A 22,419-nucleotide genomic window follows, 5' to 3' on the forward strand; every position below is an offset into this window, starting at 1 on the left:
GCACCTCCGAGATCAGCGGTTCGCGTGCGGGCAGCGTCCCACAACCGCCGACGTGGATCAGGACTTTTCGTCCTCCTTGTGACCGCGCAGCGAACCGGGGTGCGCCTTCGCCGTCGGGTCGTTGCGGGTCTTGATGAGGCTGGCGACGGTGACGATCACCAGGATGCCGATGATCACGCCCAGGCTGAGCGGCGTCGGCACCTCGGGCACGCTCGCGGAGATGTCGACGTGCGCCCAGTGCAGGATCAGCTTGACGCCGATGAACGCCAGGATGACCGCGAGGCCGGCCGACAGGTAGACCAGCCGGTCGAGCAGGCCCTTGACGAGGAAGAACAACGCGCGCAGGCCGAGCAGCGCGAACGCGTTCGCGGTGAACACGATGTAGGGCTCCTCGGTCACGCCGAACACCGCGGGGATCGAGTCGAGCGCGAACAGCAGGTCGACGCCGCCGATGGCGACCAGCACGACGAACAGGGGAGTGGCCATCCGCTTGCCGTCGATCCGCGTGAAGATCTTGCCGCCGACGTAGTCGTCCGTGACCGGCAGGAGCTTGCGCGCGGTCGTGACCACGATGTTGTTCTCGACGTCGGGGTCCTCGTTGCGGTGCCGGAACAACTGCACGGCGGTGTAGATCAGCAGCAGGCCGAACAGCAGGAACATGAACGAGAACAACGACAGCAGCGTCGCGCCGACGGCGATGAAGATCGCGCGCATGATCAGCGCGAGCACGATGCCGAAGGTCAGCACCTTGTGCTGGTGCTCCTCGGGCACCAGGAACGTGGTCATGATGATCACGAACACGAACAGGTTGTCGACCGAGAGGCTCTTCTCGACGATGTACCCGGCGAAGTACTCCGTGCCGAACTGGCCGCCGTGCGCGCTGGCGAACCACACGCCGAACCCGATGGCGACGAGGATGTAGAACACCGACCACAGACTGGCTTCCCGGAAGCCGATCCGGTGCGGTCGCCAGGCGGCGAGCACGAGGTCGACCGCCAGCAGCGCCACGATCAATCCGATCGTGACCGCCCACGTCAGTCCGCTGATCTCCAGCACGGAGCCCTCCTCCGGGAATTCCTGTCCGTCTTAAAAGGACGTTACCGGACCGGGCATGGATGATCGTTCAGGGAGAACCCGGTCGGTGCCGGGTTGTCCATCCGGTGGGCGGCGGTGAAGCCGACCACCTGCGTGGCTCCGGGGGCGATGTTCGCCGTGTAGGAGACGTTGGTGGCGGTCACCTCCTGGCCACTCTGCCGGCCCGTCGCGTTCCAGATGTCGGTCATCACCTGGTCTCGGGTGAACTTCCAGCGCAGCGTCCACCCGGAGATCGGCGCCGTGCCCGTGTTGGTGATCGTGACGTCGGCGTTGAAGCCACCGTTCCAACGGTAGGTGACGCGGTAGTTCACGGCACAACCGAACACGAGAGGAACGGTGGTGGTCGTCGGCACGGGCGAGGGCATCGTGACGACAACGGGTGCCGGTGGCGGCGTCGTGGGCGGCTTGGCCTGACCCTTGCAGGGCGCGCCCCACAGGCCGAGCCCCGCCTTGGTGGCGGCGCTCTCGGCGTCGACGAAGGCGGGATCGTGCGGCGAGTCGCCGCGCAGCACCCCCTGGCTGACCGCGAACAGCGCGTACTCGGTGCCGTCGTCGAGCCACAGCGGTGCCTCGTCGACGACGGCCGGGTCGCCCGGATCGACCTTGACCTGCTTGTCCAGCAGGAACGCCTTGGCGAACGCGGTGGCGGCGCCCGCCCAGCACTCCTCCGGCGCGGCGAGCCCGGCCATCCGGATGCGCGTGCCGTCGGAGAGCAGGACGGTGCGGCCGTCCTCCACCCCCTGGACGGTCAGCGTGTTGGTCAGCGTCGGCGGCGCGACGAGGTGGTGACCGCCAGACGGCGGACCGGACGCGATCGGTGTGGGCGAACCGGTGCATCCGATGAGCAGGAATGTCGAGGCAATCGTCAGAACGGACGATCTGGGTCTCATTCTTTCCCCCGGTACTGCGGTGGTACGAGTGGAGCTGGGCAATGGCCGGGAAAGCTAGACCAGATGGCGGGCCCGGTCAATACGAGACTGATGAGTCTTGTTCGATGATCAGACTGTCGAACCGCATCGAACCGCCAGGCCAGGCCGTCGAAACGCCGTTCGACAGCCGGTTGGATCGTGATACACGCGTCACCTCGTCGCCACATGGCGGATACGACGCACAATTCGATCCGTTCGAGTCGAATTGGTGTCGAATTCCACGTCGAATTGTCGAACAAATTCATTTCGTTGACGCCCGGCGCACGCGTTCGTAATATCCGGTTCACGCTCGTGGACGGTGTTCACGAATATGAACAACCATTCGAAGGGTATTGCGCCATGCGATTGTTCGTACGTGCGCTTGTGCTGGCGTGTGCCTGCACAGGGCTGGTGGGCGCGCCCGCGCACGCCGGCCACGACCCCGCGAGGCAGGTGCTGCCCGCCGGTGACGGGTGGGCCTCGAGTGGTCCGGGGACGACCGGTGGCTCCGCCGCCCCGGCCGATCACGTGCACACCGTGCGCACCCGCGCCGAGTTCGTCGCCGCGCTGGCCGCGCCCGCCCCGCGGATCATCCGGGTCAAGGGCGTGATCAACGCGAACACCGGCCCCGACGGAAAGCCGTTGAGCTGCACGGACTACGCGGCCGAGGGCTACACGCTGCCCGCGTACCTCGCCGCCTACGACCCCGCCGTCTGGGGGCGTGACCGCAAGCCGCAAGGACCCCTCGAAGACGCACGGGCGGCCTCCACTCGCAACCAGCTGGCGGTGATCGGTTTCGAGGTCGGCTCGGACACGACGATCATCGGAGCCACCCCCGGTGCCGGGATCACCGGAGGCAGCCTGCGCATCCACGGCGCGCGCAACGTGATCGTGCGCAACCTGACCTTCCGCGACACCAGCGACTGCTTCCCCGCCTGGGACCCGACCGACAACAGCCCCGGCGCCCCGCCCGGCAACTGGAACTCGCTCTGGGACTCGGTGTCGTTGCAGAAGTCCGAGAACGTGTGGATCGACCACAACACGTTCACCGACCAGCCGAACGTCGACAGCACCCAGCCGCTCTACTTCAACCGGCCCTACCAGGTGCACGACGGCCAGCTCGACATCACCGCGGCCTCCGACCTGGTCACCGTGTCGCGCAACGTCTTCGTCGACCACGGCAAGACCATGCTGATCGGCGGGTCCAACACCTCGACGACCGACCCCGGCAAGCTGCGGGTCTCGGTGCACCACAACGTCTTCCGCAACACCCAGGAACGGGCGCCGCGGGTCCGGTTCGGCCAGGTGCACGTCTACAACAACCTGTACGAGGGCGCGCAGGTCTACAGCTGGGGCGTCGGCGTGCAGTCGCAGATCTACGCCCAGAACAACTACATCCGCGGCATCGCGCCGGAGAAGGTCGTCTACAACTGGGGCGGCACGGCGATCACCGACACCGGCAACCTCGTCGAGGGCAAGCCGCTCAGCCTGGTCGACGCGTTCAACACCGCGTTCCCGGACAAGCGGCTCGGCACGGACGCCGGCTGGACGCCCACGCTCAACCGCGGTCTCGAACCCGCCCACCGGGTCAAGCACCTGAAAGCGGGCGCGCCACCGGCAGGGCATCACCTCGTGGTGGGCCACGGCTTCCCGACCGTGCAGTCCGCGATCGACGCCGCCCCCGCCGGTGCCGTCATCACGCTGCCGAAGGGCGTGTACCGCGAGGTCGTCAAGATCCCGGCGAGCAAGAAGGGGCTGACCCTGCGCGGTGCCACCGGACGCGCGCAGGACGTCGTGATCGACTTCGACAACGCCAACGGCACCAAGAAACCCGACGGCACCACCTACGGCACGTCCGGCAGCGCCACCGCGACCATCGCCGCGGACGACTTCAAGGCGCGCGACCTCACGTTCCGCAACTCGTTCGACCGCAAGCAGCACCCGGAGATCACGAACACCCAGGCCGTCGCGGTGAAGGCCACCGGCGACCGGATGTTCTTCGACCGCGTGCACTTCGAAGGCCACCAGGACACCCTGTACGCCGACTCGCCGAACGTGACGACGCGTTCCCGCCAGTACTACCGGGACTGCGCGATCACCGGTGACGTCGACTTCATGTTCGGCCGCGCCACCGCGGTCTTCGACCGGGCCACGATCACCGCGCTCACCCGCGGCAGCGACCCGAACGGCTACCTGACCGCCGCCAGCACCCAGCGCGCCAACCCGCACGGGTTCCTGATCGTGAACTCGGAGGTCCGCAGCGACGCACCGGCCGGGACGTACTTCCTGGGCAGGCCCTGGCACCCCGGCGGTGACCCGGAGGCGATCGCGCAGGTGGTCATCAGGAACACCAAGCTGCCCGCCGCGATCAAGGCGGCGCCGTGGACCGACATGTCCGGCTTTCCGTGGCGTGGCGCCAGGTTCGCGGAGTACCGCAACACCGGACCGGGCGCGGGCACCGGCGCGGACCGGCCGCAGCTGACCGCGGAGCAGGCGAAGCAGTACACCAAGAGCGCCTACCTGGACGGGTGGAACCCCGCGTGAGGACTCGCACGTGGGCGCCGTACGCGCTCATCGCCCCGACGCTGGTTCTGATGGCGGTGTTCCTGGTCTACCCGATCGCCTCGGTCGGGTGGTTCAGCCTGCGCCAGCACACCGTCACCCAGCCGTGGAAGAACGGCTTCATCGGGTTCGAGAACTTCCGCCGGATGCTGTTCGACGACCCGTTGTTCTGGCAGAGCCTCATGTTCAGCGCGAAGTGGGTCGTCGTCGAGGTCGGCCTGCAGCTCGTGCTGGGCCTGTGCCTCGCACTGATCGTCAACGAGACGTTCGTCGGCCGGGCCATGGCGCGGTCGCTCGTGTTCTCGCCGTGGGCGGTGTCCGGTGTGCTCACCACCGGCATCTGGATCCTGCTCTACAACCCGTCCACGGGCATCTTCCAGCAGCTCGCGCAGTGGGGCATCGGTGATCCGGGCACGTCGGTGCTCGGCGACCCGGCGACGGTCTTCCCGGCCACCGTGGTCACCGAGCTGTGGCGCGGCGTGCCGTTCTTCGCGATCTTGCTGCTGGCCGACCTGCAGACCATCCCCAACGACCTGTACGAGGCCGCGTCGGTCGACGGCGCCGGACGGTGGCGCCGGTTCATCAGCGTCACCCTGCCGCACCTGCGCGACGCGATCGTGCTGTCGACGCTGCTGCGTGCGGTGTGGGAGTTCAACAACGTCGACCTGATCTACACGCTGACCGGCGGCGGACCGGCGAACCAGACCACGACCCTGCCGCTGTACGTGGCGCGCAAAGCCGTGGACTCGCACGACTTCGGTTACGGCTCGGCGCTGACGATGGCCGGCTTCGCGATCCTGCTGTTCTTCTCGATCCTCTACCTGAGGCTGTCCAAGTTCGGGAGCCGGGCATGACCCAGACCCTCACCCGCCCGGCCACGGTCTCGCCGCCACCACCGGCGCCACCGCGGCGCAAGAAGCACCGTGACCCATCGCGGTACTTCCGCCTGCACCTGCCGTTGGTGCTCTACCTGCTGTTCACGCTGATCCCGTTCTACTGGATGCTGGTTTTCGCGTTCCGGCCGACGGGGGAGACCGCGCTCGTGCCGTGGCCGATCACGTTCGAGCACTTCGACACGGTGTGGAACGGCATCGGCTTCGGGTTGTTCTTCCAGAACAGCCTGATCATCGGCGTCGGCACGCTCGTCGTCGTCACCGTGTTCGCGCTCATGGGCGGCTACGCGCTGGCGCGCTTCAAGTTCCGCGGCCAGCGGGTGTTCCTGCTGGCGTTGCTGTGCACGCAGTTCATCCCCGGCGCGATGATGCTGATCCCGCTGTTCGTGATCTTCAAGAGCGCCGGGCTGCTGAACAGCCTCACGGGCCTGATCATCGCGGACACCGCGTTCCAGCTGCCGCTGGCGCTGATCCTGATGAGCGGGTTCGTGCGCAACGTGCCGGTGGAGCTCGAAGAGGCCGCGATGGTCGACGGGTGTTCGCGGCTGCGGGCGTTCTTCGCGGTGACGCTGCCCCAGCTGCGGCCCGCGCTCGTGGCCGTCGGCTCGTTCGCGTTCATCGGGGCCTGGAACAACTTCCTCTTCGCGCTGATGTTCGCGAGCAGGCAGGACAAGTTCACTTTGCCGGTCGGGTTGAGCTACGCGCTGGGCGAGTTCAACACCGACTTCGGGGCGCTCGCGGCGGGCGGAGTCGTCGCCGCGGTACCGGTCGTGCTGGTTTTCGCCGTGGTGCAACGGTTCCTGGTGCAGGGACTCAGCGCCGGCGCGGTCAAGGGATGAGGGAGACATGAGGAGACTGCTGGTCGCGCTGGCACTCGTGCTGAGCGCCTGCTCCGCCGGGGGACAGGACGGTCCCGCGACGATCACGTTCTGGGACAACAACGGCGGCCCCGGCCGCACGCCCATCTACGAGGAGCTGATCAAGCGGTTCGAGGCGGCGAACCCGAACATCAAGGTCGAGTACGTCGGCATCCCGAGCTCGTCCGTGCAGCAGAAGTACGACACGGCCATCGCGGGCGGGTCGACGCCGGACGTCGGCGGCGTCACCACCTCCTACCTCGCGCACCTGGTGGGGCAGGACGCGCTGGAGCCGCTGGACGAACGGGTGGAGTCGGGTCCGCTGAAGGGCAAGCTGCTGCCCGGCCTGCTGGAGACGGTGCGGCAGACCGCGATGGACGGCAAGCTCTACGCCGCGCCCGCGTCCGGCAACCTCGACGTCATCTGGTACCGCTCGGACCTGTTCGCCGAGCAGAAGATCGCCGCCCCGGAAACCTGGGACCAGTTGATCGACGCGGCCGCGAAGCTGACCAAACCCGCTGACAACAAGTACGGGTTCACGATCCGCGGTGGTGCCGGCTCGATCTTCCAGCTGCTCGCCGAGGCCTACTCCTACTCGGGCGTCGACAAGTTCTACGACGGCGGCAAGAGCACGGTCGCGGACCCGCGCAACGCCGAGCTGGTCAGCAAGATCGCGGGGATCTACAAGAAGTCCACGCCCGAAGCGGACGTCAACAACAGCTACACGCAGATGGTCGCCCAGTTCACCGGCGGCACGGTGGCGATGATGCACCACAACCTGGGCTCCACCGCCGACGTCATGAAGGCTCTCGGCGCCCAGAAGGTCAGCGCCATGCCGTTGCCGAAGGGCCCGTCCGGCAAGCGGACCGTCGTGCCGAACCCGACCGACGGGTTCGCGGTGTTCAAGGGCAGCAAGAACCCGGACGCGGCCTGGAAGTTCGTCGAGTTCCTGACCTCGGCCGAGAGCAACGGGTACTGGAACGAGAAGGTCGGCCAGATCCCCGCCAACACCGACGTCCGCAGCGCCGAGTGGATCCAGAAGAACGCGGCCGTGAAGATGGCGCTCGGCGTGCTGGAGGACCCGGCCACGGTGCTCGTGCCCGCGCCGGTCTACCTGCCGGAGTACTCGTCGATCACCAAGACCGACACCGAGCCGCTCTACCAGAAGGTGTTGCTCGGCCAGATGTCCGCGCAGGAGTTCCTCGACCAGCTCGCGGGCAAGCTCACGACCGCCCAGCAGGAATGGGAGAAGCGGAAGTGATCGAACGGGTGGCCGTGCGCACGTTCACCACGAGCGCGTGCACGGCCGTGGACCCCGAGGGCCACCGGCATCCCGCGCCCGAGCACGAGGTGACCGAGGCGTTGCTGGAGATCACCGACACCGACGGTGCCACCGGGTACTGCCAGATCCAGGCAGACCACCTCCGGCCCGCGGTGCTGGACAAGCACGTGCGGCCGGTGCTGCTCGGGCAGGACCCGTGGGACCGCGAACGGCTGTGGCGCCTGCTCGGTCGCCGGCAACGCGGTTCTGGTGGCGGGTTCACCGACCGTGCGCTCGGGTTCGTCGACACGGCGTTGTGGGATCTCGTCGCGCGCAAGGCCGGGCTGCCCGCGTGGAAGCTCGCCGGCGGTGCCCGCGACCGGATCCCGGCCTACGGCAGCACGATGTGCGGGGACACCGACGGCCTCGCGACACCGGGTGACTACGCGGACTTCGCCAAGCACCTCGTGTCGATCGGCTATCGGGCGATCAAGCTGCACACCTGGATGCCGCCGGTACCGGGCGCGCCGAGCGTGTCGCGCGACATCGAGGCCTGCCAGGCGGTGCGGGAGGCCGTCGGGCCGGACGTGGAACTGATGCTGGACGCGAGCCACTGGTATTCCAGGACCGAAGCGCTTCGACTCGGCAAAGCGCTGGAGGAACTGGACTTCTACTGGTTCGAGGAACCGATGGAGGAGGCCTCGATCAGCTCCTACCGGTGGCTCGCCGAACAGCTGGCGATCCCCGTGATCGGGCCGGAGGTGGCGTGGGGCAAGCACCTGACCCGTGCCGAGTGGATCACCGCCGGCGCGTGCGACGTCCTGCGCGCCGGGCCGGTCGGAGCCGGTGGGATCACGCCGGTGCTCAAGACCGTGCACCTCGCGGAGTCGTTCAACATGGACTGCGAGATCCACGGCAACGGCTCCGCCAGCCTGACGGTGCTCGGCGCGACCGACGCGGGCCGGTGGTACGAACGGGGTCTGCTGCACCCGCACGTCGACTTCGACCGGGTGCCGCCGCACCGGAACTCCATCGCCGACGCGCTCGACGAGAACGGGAACGTCGCGTTCTCGGTCCGGCCAGGAATCGGTGACGACTGGAATTTCGACCACCTGGGTTCGCACACGGTCGAAACCTGGTGAGAAAAGGCCCCGGACCGCTGTCCCGGGGCCTTTTCATCAGCTTTTCTGCTAGCGGTAGGTGATGTCCGATGTTTTGTACAGGCAGTTCGTGCTGTCCGGGCCGCTGCCGATCTTCGACGGCTCACCGCTCGTGACGCCCTTGTACTTTTCGCAGGCGACGATCTTCTTGCTGCTGTCGCCGACGATCGTGATTTTCGACAGTCGCGCGGTGTCCCCGTAGTTGGTGTTGATGCCCACCAGGGACTTGCCGGGGGAGAACGCGGTGATGTTCTCCAGGACGACGTTGCGCTTGTGCTGGGTCTTGCAGTTGCCGCAGGACCGGTAGAGCTTGCCGAAGTCGTCCACCTGGAAGTTGCGGATGATCATCGTGCCCGGTCCGTTGTGCTGGAACACCTTGTCCGACGCCTTGCGCGCGCCACCACCGCTGATGGTCATGGTCTGCGATGACGACGTGCCCTTGAACGTGGCCGCGTCCTCGCCGACGTCCTCCCACCACACGTTGGTGAGCGTGCAGGTGCCGAGGCAGTGGACGCCGTCCGCGGCCGGAGCACCGAGCACGACGTTCTTCAGCGTCGTGCCGTTGGCGAGCTGGAAGATCGGGTCCTGGCCCTCGTTCTGGCCGCCGGAACCGAGGTTGCCGGTGCCGTAGAACCGCTTCATGCCACCGTCGTAGGTACCGGAGGTCACCTTGATGGTGGCGCCGACCGGTTTGGGACCGGTCGGTGTCGGGAAGGTGCTGCCCGCGGCCTGGGCCTGGGGTACGAGAAACGCGGCCAAAGCCACGGCCAACACCGTTGTTGCCAGTTTCTTCATGTGCGCTCCGCATGCAGGCGATGCGCGGCGGTAATTTGATGGTAGGGCGGACTTCTTTTCTGTCAACTATAGTCGATGGTTCGATTCGAATATCGTCGAATTGGTTGACCTGTTTGTTCGGAAGTCGCTACCTTCGATGCACCGCCGCTACACAACTTGGAAGGCTTGGAATGATTCCAAAACGTGCAGCATTGATTTCCGCAGTGGCACTGGTAGCTGGTGCCGTTTCTGTTCCGCAAGCCGCGGCCGCACCGTTCGGGCTCGTCGGCTGGGCCACTCAGGGTGGCGGAACGACGGGTGGTGGCAACGCGTCACCGGTCACCGTCACCACGGCGTCCGCGTTCGTCGCGGCCGCGAAGGCTTCGGGCGCGGCGGTGATCCGGGTCTCCGGCACGATCTCGCTGTCGAGCATGACGAAGGTCGCCTCGAACAAGACCATCGAGGGCGTCGGCTCGTCCGCGACGATCACCGGGCAGGGCCTGAACATCGCCAACGCCTCGAACGTGATCGTGCGCAACCTCAACTTCCGCAGCTGGGGTGACGACGCGATCAACGTCCAGTACTCCACCCGCGTGTGGGTCGACCACAACAGCTTCTCGAGTGGCAACGACGGTGCCGTCGACGTCAAGCGGGCGTCCGACTACGTCACGGTGTCGTGGAACAAGTTCTCCAGCCACGACAAGACGATGCTGCTGGGTCACAGCGACGACAACGGGTCCGAGGACCGGGGCAAGCTGCGGGTGACCTACCACCACAACTGGTTCGCGGGCACCAACCAGCGGCACCCGCGGGTGCGGTTCGGCAACCCGGTGCACGTCTACAACAACTACTACGGCGGCGTCACCTCGTACGGCGTCGCCTCCACGATGGAAGCCGGTGTCCTGGTCGAGGGCAACTACTTCGAGAACACCTCGGACACGTTCCACCGCGGTGAGGGCAGTTCGCCCGCCGGCGCACTGGTGGCACGCAACAACCACTTCGTGAACTCCGGTTCGGGGCAGCAGGGCGGCTCGGTCAAGAGCATCCCGTACTCCTACCCGCTGGACGGCGCGAGCAGCGTGAAAAGCGTGGTCACGGCAGGTGCCGGTGCAGGTCGCGGCTGACGAGACCAGGGGGCGCTCCCAGTGGCGTGGAGCGCCCCCATCCCGTATCTGGGAGCGTTCCCAGGATTCCACTCGAAGGGAGCAGCAAGAGGGTGGCAAGAAGGACGAGCGGGCGTACGGTCGCTGCCCTTCGCGGCCTAGTCCTCAGCTCTGAGTGGTGGAACGACTACGTTCTGTGCCTCCAGTTGGACCACGTGACCCAGGTTACAGTGCCGTGAAATCTGGGAGCGCTCCCAGGTGTCGAGAGGGCGGCGGCATGACTCGGCGAACAACGGCATTGACGGCTGCGGCGGTGATGATGATCGGTGGGGTGCCCGCAGTGGCGGCACCCCTGGCGGTCGCCTGCACCGTCACCTACGAGGTCACCAACGAGTGGAACAACGGTTTCGGCGCCACGGCGACGATCCGCAATGACGGTGACGTGCTGAACGGCTGGAACCTCACCTGGACGTTCCCCGACGGCCAAAAGGTGACGCAGGGCTGGAACGGCAACTTCAGCCAGACCGGTGCGGTGGTGAGCGTGACCAACCCGGACTGGGCGCGCACGATCCAGACGGGTGGCACCGCGCAGGTCGGCTTCAACGGCAGCAAGGGCTCGGCGAACCGGCCACCGACCGACTTCGCGGTCAACGGCGTGGCGTGCACCGGCCCCAACCAGCCGCCGTCCGTGGCGCTGACCGCGCCTGCCACGGGCGGCACCTACACCCTGCCCGCGACGATCCCGCTGGGGGCGACCGCGCAGGACTCCGACGGCACCATCGCGAAGGTCGACTTCTACGCGGGCGACCAGCTGATCGCGACGGACACCTCGGCCCCGTTCAGCGGCAGCTGGACCACGGCACCGGCCGGTGACCACAGCATCACCGCGAGGGCGACCGACAACCGCGGCGCCGTCACGACGTCCGCGCCGGCGGGGGTCAAGGTGCTCGCGGGACCGGCGGTGCTGGCCACGCCGAGCACGCTGACGGTCCGGCAGGGCCAGACCGCCACCTTCGAGGTCTCGCTGGCGACGGCACCGTCCCAGCCCGTCACCGTGACGATCGGCCGCAGCGGCAGCGCCGATCTCACGGTGACTCCTACCTCGCTGACCTTCAGCAGCGCGGCCAAACAGACCGTCACGGTCACGTCGGCGAACAACGGCGGCGACCTCGCGACGGCCACGTTCACCGCGAGCGCGACCGGACACACCCCTGCCTCGGTCGCGGTCCGGGAGATCTCGGCGTCCACCTCGGACTTCAGCAAGGCGTTCCTCGACCAGTACGCCAAGATCAAGGACCCGGCCAGCGGCTACTTCCGCAACTTCGGCGGTCTGCTGGTGCCGTACCACTCGGTCGAGACGCTGATGGTCGAGGCGCCGGACCACGGTCACCAGACCACGTCCGAGGCGTTCAGCTACTACCTGTGGCTGGAGGCGAGCTACGGCCGCCACACCGGCGACTGGGCACCGTTCAAGTCCGCGTGGGCGTCGATGGAGAAGTTCATCATCCCGGCCAAGGCCGACCAGCCCACCAACGACAAGTACAACGCGTCGAAGCCCGCGACCTACGCGCCGGAGCACCCGCGGATGGACGGCTATCCGGCGGTGCTGGACGCGAACGTCCCGGTGGGCTCCGACCCGATCGCGGCCGAGCTGAAGTCCGCGTACGGCACGGATGACATCTACGGCATGCACTGGCTGCTCGACGTCGACAACACCTACGGCTTCGGCCGCTGCGGCGACGGCACCACGGCACCGTCGTACATCAACACCTACCAGCGCGGTTCGTCGGAGTCGGTGTGGGAGACGATCCCGCAGCCGTCGTGCGACACGTTCAAGCACGGTGGCCCCAACGGGTTCCTCGACCTGTTCACCAAGGACGCCTCCTACGCCAAGCAGTGGAAGTACACCAACGCCCCGGACGCGGACGCCCGCGTGGTGCAGGTGGCGCTGCTGGCCCAGCAGTGGGCGACGGCGCAGGGCAACGTGGGGCAGATCTCCAGCGAGATCGGCAAGGCAGCCAAGATGGGCGACTACCTGCGGTACGCCATGTTCGACAAGTACTTCAAGCGCATCGGCAACTGCACGAGCCCGAGCTCGTGCCCCGGCGGCACGGGCAAGAGCAGCGCGCACTACCTGATGTCCTGGTACTACGCGTGGGGCGGCGCGACCGACACGAGCGCCGGCTGGGCGTGGCGGATCGGTGACGGTGCCTCGCACCAGGGCTACCAGAACCCGCTCGCGGCGTACGCGCTGTCGAACGTCCCGGCGCTCAAACCTTTGTCCGCCAGTGGACAACAGGACTGGACCACTAGCCTGAACCGGCAGATGGAGCTGCTGCAGTGGCTCCAGTCGGCCGATGGCGGGCTCGCCGGTGGCGTCACGAACTCCTGGGAGGGCCACTACGGCACGCCTCCCGCGGGCACGCCGACGTTCTACGGCATGTACTACGACGCCCACCCGGTGTGGCGCGACCCGCCGTCGAACCGCTGGTTCGGCTTCCAGGTGTGGGGTCTCGAGCGCACGGCGGCGCTGTACCGGATGACCGGTGACGCCCGCGCCAAGAAGATCCTCGACAAGTGGGTCACCTGGGCGCTCGCGAACACCACGACCGGCACGAACTTCCAGATCCCCGCCGACCTCGAGTGGACGGGCGCGCCGGACACCTGGAACGCGACCAACCCCGGCGCGAACGCGAACCTGCGGGTCCGCGTGGCGACGAAGAACCAGGACGTCGGCATCGCCGCTTCCTACGCGAAGGTGCTGCTGAACTACGCGGCCAAGTCCGGGCACGCCCAGGCGAAGGCCACCGGCGAAGCGCTTCTCACGGCGTTGCTGTCGCACCAGGACAACCTGGGCATCGCCACGCCGGAGACGCGCGCGGACTACAACCGCTTCGACGACGTCTACAACGCGTCGAACGGCGAGGGCCCGTACGTGCCGCCGGGCTGGACCGGGCGGATGCCCAACGGTGACCAGATCGCCCAGGGCGCGTCGTTCCTGTCGATGCGGTCGATGTTCCGCAACGACCCGCAATGGCCCAAGGTCCAGTCCTATCTGAACGGTGGTCCGGTACCGACGTTCACCTACCACCGCTTCTGGGCCCAGGCGGAGATCGCCACCGCATTCTCCCTGCACACCGAGCTCTTCGGCTGAGGAGTACCGAGATGAGGAAACGCTTAGCCTTCTTCACAGTGGCCGCCTGCACGGCCGCGGTTCTGGTGCACACCGGTGGTACGGCGGTGGCGCACGGCTCGATGACGTGGCCCGGCAGCCGCACGTACCTCTGCTACGAGGACGGGCGCGCCGGCAGCGGTGGCGGCGACATCCAGCCCACCAACCCCGCGTGCATCGCGGCGGTCGCGCAGGGAGGGAAGCAGCCGCTGTGGGACTGGTTCGGGAACCTGATCAGCAACGCGGCAGGGCGACACCGGGAGATCATCCCGGACGGGAAACTCTGCGGTCCCACCACGAAGTACGACGCCTACAACCTCACTCGCGCCGACTGGCCGGTCACCCAGCTGACGGCGAACCAGACGGTCACGTTGCGGTACAACGCGTGGGCGCCACACCCCGGAACCTGGGAGCAGTACGTCACCAAGGACGGCTTCGACGTCACCAAGCCGTTGAAGTGGTCCGATCTGGAGCTCTTCGACAAGATCACCAACCCACCGCTGGTGAACGGCGAGTACGCCTGGCAAGCGCGGCTGCCCAACAAGTCCGGCAGGCACATCATCTACTCCACCTGGACGCGCTCCGACAGCCCGGAAGCGTTCTACAGCTGCTCCGACGTGATGTTCGGCGGCGGCGTGCCGGACACCCAGGCGCCGACCGCGCCCGGTACACCGGTGGCGTCGGCGATCACCGGCAACTCCGTGAAGCTCGACTTCCCGGCGGCGACGGACAACATCGGCGTCACGAGCTACCGCGTGCAGAACGGCAGCCAGGTGGTGGGGACCTCGGGCACCAACTCCGTGACGGTCACCGGGCTCACGGCGAACACCGACTACAGCCTGAGCGTGGTCGCGGTGGACGGGGCCGGCAACACCTCACCGGCCTCGCCGGCCGTCGCGTTCCGCACCGGCACGGTCGGGACGTGTTCGGTGGCGTACAGCAAACCGAGCTCGTGGAACGGTGGCTTCACGGCGAACGTGAAGATCACCAACTCCGGCACGTCCGCGATCTCCGCCTGGCAGCTCGTCTGGGACTTCCCAGCGGGTCAGACCCTCGCCCAGGCCTGGTCGTCGACGATCACCGTGGCAGACGGTAAAGCGACCGCGAAGGGCGCGAACTACAACGCCGACGTGCCGGCCGGTGGGTCGGTGAACTTCGGGTTCAACGCCAACACGACAGGTGCGGTGCCGGAGCCCGCGTCCTTCACGCTCAACGGTTCGGCCTGTTCCACAGGGTGAAGAGGGCACTGATCGCCCTCCTGGTGGTGGGTTCGGTCGCGTGCGCCCTCCTCGTCGCACGCGCCGACCCCGCCCCGGACCTGACCAAGGGCGTCGACGGGATCGCGGCGTGGCTCAACGACCTGACCGGTGAGTGTTCGAAAGTCCGGCGGGACAACGACTTCACGTCGTTCGCCGGATCGGTGCGGGCGAAGGTCTACGAGCCGTTCGTCGCCGAGTGGGGCACCTGCACGAAGGAGCCCTACCAGCGACTGGGGCTCATCGTGCTGCGGCCCGGCATCGAAGAGGCCTGGCTCAGGGCGTTGGCGAACGGCGAGGTCCGGGGAGATCCGGACCTCGCGTTCGGCGACGGGTTCGCGCTCACCGGCTCGATAGGTATGGAACACCTAGGACTGCGACGGCTCGAGTGCACACCGAGTGCGTGCTCGTTCGTCCAGATCGAACACCATTAGAAGAAGGAGATCCGGGACAATGACGTTCATCGGACGAAGGCGGTGGGCCTCGGCGGGAGTGGTGGTCGCCACTGCCGTCGCTACGGCGGGGATCGCGCTGAGCGCGCCCTCCGCGGGCGCCGCACCCGGTTGCCGCGTCGACTACACCGCGAACAACTGGGGCGGTGGCGGCTTCGGCGGCAAGGTGAAGATCACCAACCTCGGGGACGCGGTGTCCTCGTGGACGCTCAAGTTCACGTTCCCCGGTTCGCAGAAGGTGAGCCAGGGCTGGAGCGCCAACTGGTCCCAGTCGGGCGCGGACGTGACCGCCACGAGCATGTCGTGGAACGGCAACCTCGGCACCGGCGGGTCGACCGAGATCGGCTTCAACGGCAGCTACACGGGCTCCACCAACACCGACCCCGCGTCGTTCTCGTTGAACGGCACGGTGTGCACGGGTCAGCAACCGCCGACCTCGACGACCACCACGACCACGGGCAACCCGCCGAACCCCGGCAACCGCGTCGACAACCCGTACTCGGGTGCGAAGGTCTACGTGAACGCGGACTGGTCGGCGAAGGCGAACGCCGAGCCGGGTGGCTCGCGGATCGCGAACCAGCCCACCGGCGTGTGGATGGACCGGATCGCGGCGATCAACGGCACCACGGGTGCTCGCGGACTGGCCGCGCACCTGGACGACGCGGTGCGCCAGGCGGCGGGCTCACCGCTCGTCATCCAGCTGGTGATCTACAACCTGCCGGGCCGCGACTGCGCGGCGCTGGCCTCCAACGGTGAGCTCAAGGCAGACGAGATCAACCGGTACAAGACCGAGTACATCGACCCGATCGCGGCGATCCTCGCCAGGCCCGCCTACGCGAGCCTGCGCATCGTCACCGTGGTCGAGATCGACTCGCTGCCCAACCTGGTCACCAACGTCACGCCGCGGCCGACGTTCACGCCGCAGTGCGACGTGATGAAGGCCAACGGCAACTACATCGCCGGTGTCGGCTACGCGCTCGCGAAGCTCGGCGCGGTCCCGAACGTCTACAACTACCTCGACGTCGGCCACCACGGCTGGCTGGGCTGGGACGACAACTTCGGGCCGTCGGCCGAGCTGCTGTTCCAGGCGGCGAACGCCCAGGGCAGCACCAAGGCGAACGTGCACGGCTTCATCGCCAACACCGCGAACTACGGCATCCTGAAGGAGCCGTACTTCAAGATCGACGACAACATCAACGGCGAGGTCGTCCGCGAGAAGGCCAAGTGGGTCGACTGGAACCGCTACATCGACGAGCTCGGCTACGCGCAGGCGTTCCGGCAGCGCGCGGTCCAGGCGGGCTTCGACGCCGGGGTCGGCATGCTGATCGACACCAGCCGCAACGGCTGGGGCGGCGCGGCCCGTCCCACCGGACCCGGCCCGCGCACGACGGCGGACGCGTTCGTCAACGGCGGCCGGCTCGACCGGCGCATCCACCTCGGCAACTGGTGCAACCAGTCCGGTGCCGGCATCGGTGAACGCCCGAAGGCTGCGCCGGAGAGCGGCATCGACGCCTACGTGTGGATCAAGCCGCCGGGTGAGTCCGACGGCGCGAGCAAGGAGATCCCGAACAACGAGGGCAAGGGCTTCGACCGGATGTGCGACCCGACGTACACCGGCAACGCGCGCAACGGCAACAGCATGTCCGGCGCGCTGGCCGACGCACCGCTGGCCGGCCACTGGTTCTCGGCACAGTTCCAGGAGCTCATGCGCAACGCGTACCCGGCTCTCTAGAAAGGACAGACGCGCACATGAAAAGCCTCTTCTGTGCGCTGGTCCTGGTGTTGTCGGTCGTCGTCGCCACCCCGGCGGCGACGGCGGCCGGCAACGGCTGGTTCGGCCTGGAACCGGGTGGTCCGTGCAAGCTCACCTACAGCGTGCCCAACGACTGGGGTTCCGGGTTCACCGGCGCGGTGTCCATCACGAACACCGGCAGCGCGCCGATCACCGGGTGGACGCTCACGTTCTCCTTCCCCGGCAACCAGAAGATCACCAACGGCTGGAACGCGACGTGGAGCCAGACCTCGGCCACCGCCCTGGACTGGAACCGGACCATCGCGCCCGGAGCGACGCTGAGCGGGCTCGGGTTCAACGCCACCTACAGCGGCGCGAACAGCCCGCCCGCCGAGTTCCGGCTCAACGGGCAGCTGTGCAACGGGTCCGCGCCGGTCGCGAAGCCGTTGCGGGAACTGGCTGCCGCCAAAGGGAAGTACTTCGGCAGCGCGATGACCGTGTCCGAACTGGAGGACACCCAGAACCGTGTGCTGACCGCACGCGAGGCCGGCGTCATCACCGTCGGCAACGAGATGAAGTGGGACGCCACCGAGCCCTCTCGTGGTCAGTTCACGTTCACCGGCGGCGACCGCATCACGGCGGGTGCGGTCGCCGACGGCCAACGCGTGCGCGGGCACACCCTGGTGTGGCACAGCCAAACCCCGCAGTGGGTGCACGACCTGCCCGCTTCGGAGTTGCGGCAGGCGATGCTCGACCACATCGCCGCGGTGGCCGGGCACTACCGCGGCAAGGTGTTCGCCTGGGACGTCGTCAACGAGGCGTTCGAGGAGAACGGCACGCGGCGGCAGTCGTTCTGGCAGCAGAAGCTCGGCGACGGCTACATCGCCGAGGCGTTCCGCGCGGCGCGGGCGGCCGACCCGGACGCCAAGCTCTACTACAACGACTACAACATCGACGGGCTCGGTGCGAAGAGCGACGCCGTGTACGAGCTGGTGCGGTCGTTCAAGCAGCAGGGCGTGCCGATCGACGGCGTCGGGTTCCAGGGCCACCTCCTGCTGGGCGGGGTACCTGCCTCGATGCAGCAGAACCTGCAACGGTTCGCGGACCTCGGCGTGGACGTCGCGATCACCGAGCTGGACGTGCGGATGACGTTGCCCGCGGACTCGGCCAAGCTCGCTGTCCAGGCCGCGGACTACGGGGCGGTGGCGCGTGCCTGTCTGGCCGTGGCGCGGTGCGTCGGGATGACGACGTGGGCGCTGTCCGACAAGCATTCGTGGATTCCGTCGGTCTTCCCGGGGCAGGGGGCGGCACTGCCGTTTGACGCTTCTTTCGCTCCCAAACCTGCCTATCAGGCGTTAATCACAGCGTTCGGTTGACCGTCTGATGTGAACGTGCTCACGCTCCGTGTCGAGCTGAGTTTTCGGCCCGGAGCGGGAGCGCAGGCCCGTTGAGCTGCGCAAGGCTTTTGTTCGGGAACTTTACAGAAGCCGTGATTCGTCTGGACCACGGAAAACAAACAATGTTAACGCGAACATTACCCTTGAGTTCACCTGAGCGTGCTCCCTATCGTGGCGAGACACATCGGGTGAAGTGGGTTCGCGAGAGGGGTCGGTGTGGTCACCATCGCGGACGTTGCACGACACGCGGGTGTTGCCCCCAGCACTGTCTCATATGTGCTCACGGGCAAGCGGTCGATCTCGGCGGACACCAAATCGAGGGTGCGCGAGAGCATCAGGGCGTTGGGCTACCACCCGCACGCGGGTGAGCGCGCTCTCAACGCAGGCCGCGCCAACGTGATCGGCTTGGTGCTGCCCCTGCGCGCGGGCCTCCACCTCCCGGTCATGATGCGGTTCGTCACCGCGGCCGTCACCGCCGCCCGCAGACACGACCTGGACGTACTCCTGATGACCGCCGAACACGGCGCCTCCGCCCTGCGCAAAGCCGCGGACGGCGCTCTGGCCGACGGCTTCCTGGTGATGGACGTCGAGATGGACGACGACCGCGTGCCACTGCTGCGCGAGCTCGCCAAGCCGTCCGTCCTCATCGGACATCCAGCCGCGACCAAGGGCCTGACTTGCGTGGACCTGGACTTCGAGGCGGCCGGCGCGAAGTGCGTGGACCACCTCGCCGACCTGGGCCACCGCTCCATCGGCTTCCTCGGCGCCCCGAGCGCGGTGTACCGCCGCAACACCGGCTTCGCCCACCGCGCCATGGCGGGTTTCAGCGCCGCGGCCATGCGCCGCGGCATCGCCACCACCGCCATGCCTGCGGACGAGGACTACGAGTCGGTGCTGAGGTCCGTGCAAGCACTGATCCGCGCCCACCCGGCCATGACCGCCCTGGTGGTGCACAACGACGCCGCCCTGCCCTGGGTGAGCTCCTGCCTGCGCGCGTCGGGCCGAAAGGTCCCCGGCGACGTGGCCGTGGTGGCGATCTGCCCGGACGAGCTGGCCGAACAGGTGTCGCCCCCGCTGACCTCGGTGCGGCTGCCGGTGGAGGAGCTGGGCCGGCACGCGGTGGAGCTCCTGGTGGGCAAGCTCGAGGGCCGTGCGGTGCCGCCACTGCTGTTGCTGCCGCCGCGCTTGCTGCGCCGGGTGAGCACGCCGGAGCTGCCGGCGGCCAGGCTGGGCGCGGCGTCGGGCTGACCGACTCGGGCCAGGCTAGGTGCGGTGTCGGTTGACTGGCTAGGTGCGGGTCGCGCCTGCGGGCGAGCGGCGTTGCGGTGGCGAGCGGGCCGGAGCCGGCTGCGCCACGGCGTCGGCGGGCTGACCGTAGAATCGCCGGGGTGGAACTGAGGAACGCCTTGGCGCACCGAGTGGTCGTGCTCGACGGCGGCATGTCGACGGCACTGGAACTGGCCGGGCACGACCTGTCCGACGCGCTGTGGTCGGGCCGGCTGCTGCTGTCCGATCCGGACGCCGTGCGTGACGCGCACCTGGCGTTCTACCGCGCGGGCGCCGAGGTCGCCATCACCGCGAGCTACCAGGTGACGTTCGACGGGTTCGCCCGGCACGGCATCGACGCCGAGGAGACGGCGCGGCTGTTGCGCGCCAGCGTGTCCCTGGCCCGGTCCGCCGCCTCCGATGTGGACGGACAGCGCTGGGTCGCGGCCTCGGTCGGACCCTACGGCGCGATGCTCGCGGACGGCTCGGAGTACCGCGGCCGCTACGGCCTGAGCAAGCAGCAGTTGATGGAGTTCCACCGGCCCCGCATCGACGTGCTGGCGCAGTCCGAACCGGACCTGCTCGCCGTCGAGACGATCCCCGACGTCGACGAGGCCGAGGCCGTGCTGGAGGTCGTCCGCGGCAGCGGCGTGCCGGTGTGGCTCTCGTACAGCATTCGCGGCGACCGCACGTGCGCCGGCCAGCCGCTGGAGGAGGCGTTCGAGGTGGCCGCGGGCATCGACGAGGTGATCGCGGTGGGCGTGAACTGCTGCGCGCCCGAAGACGTCGCGTCCGCCGTGGCCGTCGCCGGCAAGACCGGACTGCCCGTGGTGGTGTACCCGAACAGCGGTGAGGAGTGGGACGCGCGGGAGCGCGCGTGGACCGGCGACGGCACCGGGTTCACCGCGCTGACGGGGGAGTGGACCGGCAACGGCGCCAGGCTGGTCGGCGGGTGCTGCCGGACCGGCCCGGACGCCATCGAGGTCCTCGCGCGAGCCTTGGCCGGGTAAAGCGGTAGGCGGCATTACCGGGCGGGGTCGTTTCATCGCCGCTGCGCGACGATTGCGATTGGGGCTTGACTTCGGGGCCCTTGCGAGGCGCATATCGGCCTATGAAAGCCGTGCTGATAGAGCGCCCGGCCGATCCGAACACGGTAGCACCTCGCACCCAAAGTCAAGCCCCAATCGCGCGGTGGTCGCCTCATGACCGCTTGCCCGGCGCGACAAAGGGGTAGACGGCTCGCTTCGCTTCGCCACGGCGTTGCCCGTGGCGATCAGGCGGCGGTATGGAGAAGATTTCTCCGCGGCGGATAGAACGTGGGGATGCTGTGCTCCATTGTCACGTCCCATTCGCTTTGGTGGATGAGCGTGTGGTGATGTCGGCACAGTAGAACGGCGTTGTCGACGGAGGTGTCGCCGCCGTCTGACCAGTGGCGAATATGGTGGCCGTCGCATTGTCTGGGTGGTCTGCCGCAGCCGGGGAACGCGCAGCCGCGGTCGCGGGCGACGAGGGTGCGGCGGATTCCGGCGGTGAAGGTGCGGGTCTTGCGGCCGATGTCCATCGGCTGGGACTTCGCCCCCAACAGCAGCGGGATGATGCCCGCGCTGCACGCCAACTGGCGGACCTGCTCGGCCGGGACGCGTTCGCCGTTGTCCAGCGTGGCCTGGCCGACCTGCTTGGCGAGGTCGTCGTAGCGCATCGTCACGGTGAGCGTGACCGGCTGGCCACCGTGCTCGGGCAGCTGGTCGGCGCGCAGCATCAAGTCGACCAGCTCGGCGAGTGCGTCGCCTTCACGCACGGCACGTGACCGCAGGTCGGGGCCGTCCTCGACGGTCTCCGGGCGCGGCTTCGCCAGCGGAACGAGCAGCGCCTCGTACTTCGCGCCGGTGACCGTGTCCAGCAGTGCCCGGATCTCCAGCATGCCGTTCTTCCAGTTCATCACATGCTGGTTGACCTGCGGCGCGGGCTCGGGCTCACGCGGCTCCGGATCGTCCTGGTAGAGCCGATAGGCCAGTTCCTTGCCGAACGCCCGCACCGCACTGGGCTCATGCTCCCGAGCGAAGCCCACGACGGAACCTTCGGCCTCGGCGGGCAGGGCCTTCATGACCTCGGCGACCACCGCGACATGCTCGACCGACAACGCACCCTCAGCCACGGCCTCAGCGGTCACCGGAAGTTCCGGAGCGAGCTCACTGCCGGTCGGCGTGATCTCACTACCCAACAGCCCGGCATTCGCGACCCATTTCTTGGCCGTCGTAAGATCCCAGCGGACCGCGTGCCGCAACACCTGCGGCAAATTCTTGTACCCCAGCTCGATTGCAGCTCCGCGCCGATCCAATTCGGCGATCATCTGCAAGGCGTCATTCTCGTGAACCCGGATTTCCGTCACTTTGCCAACGAATCTGCGGAGCAGCTCGTCGGTGGAGAGGAGTCGGGTTTCGATCACGTGTTCTACTTTACCGCAAGATCACGACGGGATAACGCCTAAAGGCGACCACGATAGAGTGAACCGCTGGCCAAACGGTCATGAG

The 22,419-nt window shown here is 67.8% G+C and carries 17 protein-coding genes; 13 read left to right on the forward strand and 4 right to left on the reverse strand.

All coding sequences use genetic code 11. From position 1 onward, the window contains the following. Window positions 1-57 precede the first annotated feature (57 nt). Window positions 58-1,056 carry a TerC family protein gene (locus G7043_RS38025; protein WP_166053518.1) on the reverse strand — a complete coding sequence of 333 codons (999 nt, stop codon included), beginning with the start codon at window positions 1,054-1,056 and terminating at the stop codon, window positions 58-60. 41 nt (window positions 1,057-1,097) lie between these two features. Then, complete coding sequence (locus G7043_RS38030; RefSeq protein ID WP_166053519.1) at window positions 1,098-1,985, reverse strand: cellulose binding domain-containing protein; 888 nt, start codon at window positions 1,983-1,985, stop codon at window positions 1,098-1,100. A gap of 378 nt (window positions 1,986-2,363) precedes the next feature. On the opposite strand from G7043_RS38030, the gene G7043_RS48855 reads away from it, so the two are divergent. Genes G7043_RS48855 through G7043_RS38060 form a run of 5 tightly spaced genes read left to right on the forward strand, consistent with a single transcriptional unit; the run spans window position 2,364 to window position 8,718 of the window. After that, window positions 2,364-4,547 (forward strand): pectinesterase family protein, encoded by a 2,184-nt coding sequence (locus G7043_RS48855; RefSeq protein ID WP_242643109.1) that lies wholly within the window; start codon window positions 2,364-2,366, stop codon window positions 4,545-4,547. Beyond that, window positions 4,544-5,419 (forward strand): carbohydrate ABC transporter permease, encoded by an 876-nt coding sequence (locus G7043_RS38045; RefSeq protein WP_313888273.1) that lies wholly within the window; start codon window positions 4,544-4,546, stop codon window positions 5,417-5,419. Before G7043_RS48855 ends, G7043_RS38045 begins: the two co-directional genes overlap by 4 nt. Then, on the forward strand, window positions 5,416-6,297 hold the full coding sequence (locus tag G7043_RS38050; RefSeq protein WP_166053520.1) for a carbohydrate ABC transporter permease: 882 nt from the start codon (window positions 5,416-5,418) through the stop codon (window positions 6,295-6,297). Before G7043_RS38045 ends, G7043_RS38050 begins: the two co-directional genes overlap by 4 nt. 7 nt (window positions 6,298-6,304) lie before the next feature. After that, complete coding sequence (locus G7043_RS38055) at window positions 6,305-7,576, forward strand: ABC transporter substrate-binding protein (RefSeq protein WP_166053521.1); 1,272 nt, start codon at window positions 6,305-6,307, stop codon at window positions 7,574-7,576. Next, window positions 7,573-8,718: an enolase C-terminal domain-like protein gene (locus tag G7043_RS38060; protein WP_313888274.1), complete on the forward strand. Its 1,146-nt coding sequence runs from the start codon at window positions 7,573-7,575 to the stop codon at window positions 8,716-8,718. The genes G7043_RS38055 and G7043_RS38060 overlap by 4 nt, the downstream gene beginning before the upstream one ends. Window positions 8,719-8,766: 48 nt before the next feature. Here the strand turns inward: G7043_RS38060 and G7043_RS38065 are convergent, their stop codons facing one another. After that, window positions 8,767-9,531: a pectate lyase gene (locus G7043_RS38065; RefSeq protein ID WP_242643110.1), complete on the reverse strand. Its 765-nt coding sequence runs from the start codon at window positions 9,529-9,531 to the stop codon at window positions 8,767-8,769. 203 nt (window positions 9,532-9,734) lie between these two features. On the opposite strand from G7043_RS38065, the gene G7043_RS38070 reads away from it, so the two are divergent. The 8 genes from G7043_RS38070 (at window position 9,735) to mmuM (ending at window position 20,898) form a co-directional block, all read left to right on the forward strand. Continuing rightward, the gene (locus tag G7043_RS38070; protein ID WP_313888275.1) at window positions 9,735-10,634 is read left to right on the forward strand and encodes a pectate lyase family protein; all 900 of its coding nucleotides are present in this window, start codon (window positions 9,735-9,737) and stop codon (window positions 10,632-10,634) included. Between the two features lie 256 nt (window positions 10,635-10,890). After that, complete coding sequence (locus G7043_RS38075; protein ID WP_166053524.1) at window positions 10,891-13,767, forward strand: glycoside hydrolase family 48 protein; 2,877 nt, start codon at window positions 10,891-10,893, stop codon at window positions 13,765-13,767. An 11-nt stretch (window positions 13,768-13,778) separates the two neighbouring features. After that, complete coding sequence (locus G7043_RS38080; protein WP_207312245.1) at window positions 13,779-15,023, forward strand: lytic polysaccharide monooxygenase; 1,245 nt, start codon at window positions 13,779-13,781, stop codon at window positions 15,021-15,023. After that, a complete protein-coding gene (locus tag G7043_RS38085; protein ID WP_166053525.1) occupies window positions 15,020-15,475 on the forward strand; it encodes a hypothetical protein in 456 nt (151 codons plus the stop codon). Before G7043_RS38080 ends, G7043_RS38085 begins: the two co-directional genes overlap by 4 nt. Before the next feature lie 19 nt (window positions 15,476-15,494). Further along, the gene (locus G7043_RS38090; RefSeq protein ID WP_166053526.1) at window positions 15,495-17,225 is read left to right on the forward strand and encodes a glycoside hydrolase family 6 protein; all 1,731 of its coding nucleotides are present in this window, start codon (window positions 15,495-15,497) and stop codon (window positions 17,223-17,225) included. A 17-nt stretch (window positions 17,226-17,242) separates the two neighbouring features. Continuing rightward, window positions 17,243-18,601 carry an endo-1,4-beta-xylanase gene (locus G7043_RS38095; protein ID WP_166053527.1) on the forward strand — a complete coding sequence of 453 codons (1,359 nt, stop codon included), beginning with the start codon at window positions 17,243-17,245 and terminating at the stop codon, window positions 18,599-18,601. Between the two features lie 237 nt (window positions 18,602-18,838). Further along, a complete protein-coding gene (locus tag G7043_RS38100) occupies window positions 18,839-19,870 on the forward strand; it encodes a LacI family DNA-binding transcriptional regulator (protein WP_166053528.1) in 1,032 nt (343 codons plus the stop codon). Between the two features lie 140 nt (window positions 19,871-20,010). Further along, window positions 20,011-20,898, forward strand: coding sequence for a homocysteine S-methyltransferase (gene mmuM / locus G7043_RS38105; protein ID WP_313888276.1), 888 nt, complete (start codon window positions 20,011-20,013; stop codon window positions 20,896-20,898). 263 nt (window positions 20,899-21,161) lie between these two features. On the opposite strand, the gene G7043_RS38110 is transcribed toward mmuM, so the two are convergent. Then, window positions 21,162-22,334, reverse strand: coding sequence for an HNH endonuclease signature motif containing protein (locus G7043_RS38110; protein ID WP_166053529.1), 1,173 nt, complete (start codon window positions 22,332-22,334; stop codon window positions 21,162-21,164). Between the last annotated feature and the right edge of the window lie 85 nt (window positions 22,335-22,419).

Origin of the sequence: Lentzea alba, from assembly GCF_011067745.1 — a bacterium.
In the GTDB taxonomy this organism is placed as follows: Bacteria; Actinomycetota; Actinomycetes; order Mycobacteriales; family Pseudonocardiaceae; genus Lentzea; species Lentzea alba.

Excerpts from the sequence above, each read along its gene's own strand:
- G7043_RS38030 (WP_166053519.1), bottom strand. The coding sequence starts at position 1,985 with ATGAGACCCAGATCGTCCGTTCTGACGATTGCCTCGACATTCCTGCTC.
- G7043_RS48855 (WP_242643109.1), top strand. The coding sequence starts at position 2,364 with ATGCGATTGTTCGTACGTGCGCTTGTGCTGGCGTGTGCCTGCACAGGG.
- G7043_RS38050 (WP_166053520.1), top strand. The coding sequence starts at position 5,416 with ATGACCCAGACCCTCACCCGCCCGGCCACGGTCTCGCCGCCACCACCG.
- G7043_RS38055 (WP_166053521.1), top strand. The coding sequence starts at position 6,305 with ATGAGGAGACTGCTGGTCGCGCTGGCACTCGTGCTGAGCGCCTGCTCC.
- G7043_RS38065 (WP_242643110.1), bottom strand. The coding sequence starts at position 9,531 with ATGAAGAAACTGGCAACAACGGTGTTGGCCGTGGCTTTGGCCGCGTTT.
- G7043_RS38075 (WP_166053524.1), top strand. The coding sequence starts at position 10,891 with ATGACTCGGCGAACAACGGCATTGACGGCTGCGGCGGTGATGATGATC.
- G7043_RS38080 (WP_207312245.1), top strand. The coding sequence starts at position 13,779 with ATGAGGAAACGCTTAGCCTTCTTCACAGTGGCCGCCTGCACGGCCGCG.
- G7043_RS38090 (WP_166053526.1), top strand. The coding sequence starts at position 15,495 with ATGACGTTCATCGGACGAAGGCGGTGGGCCTCGGCGGGAGTGGTGGTC.
- G7043_RS38095 (WP_166053527.1), top strand. The coding sequence starts at position 17,243 with ATGAAAAGCCTCTTCTGTGCGCTGGTCCTGGTGTTGTCGGTCGTCGTC.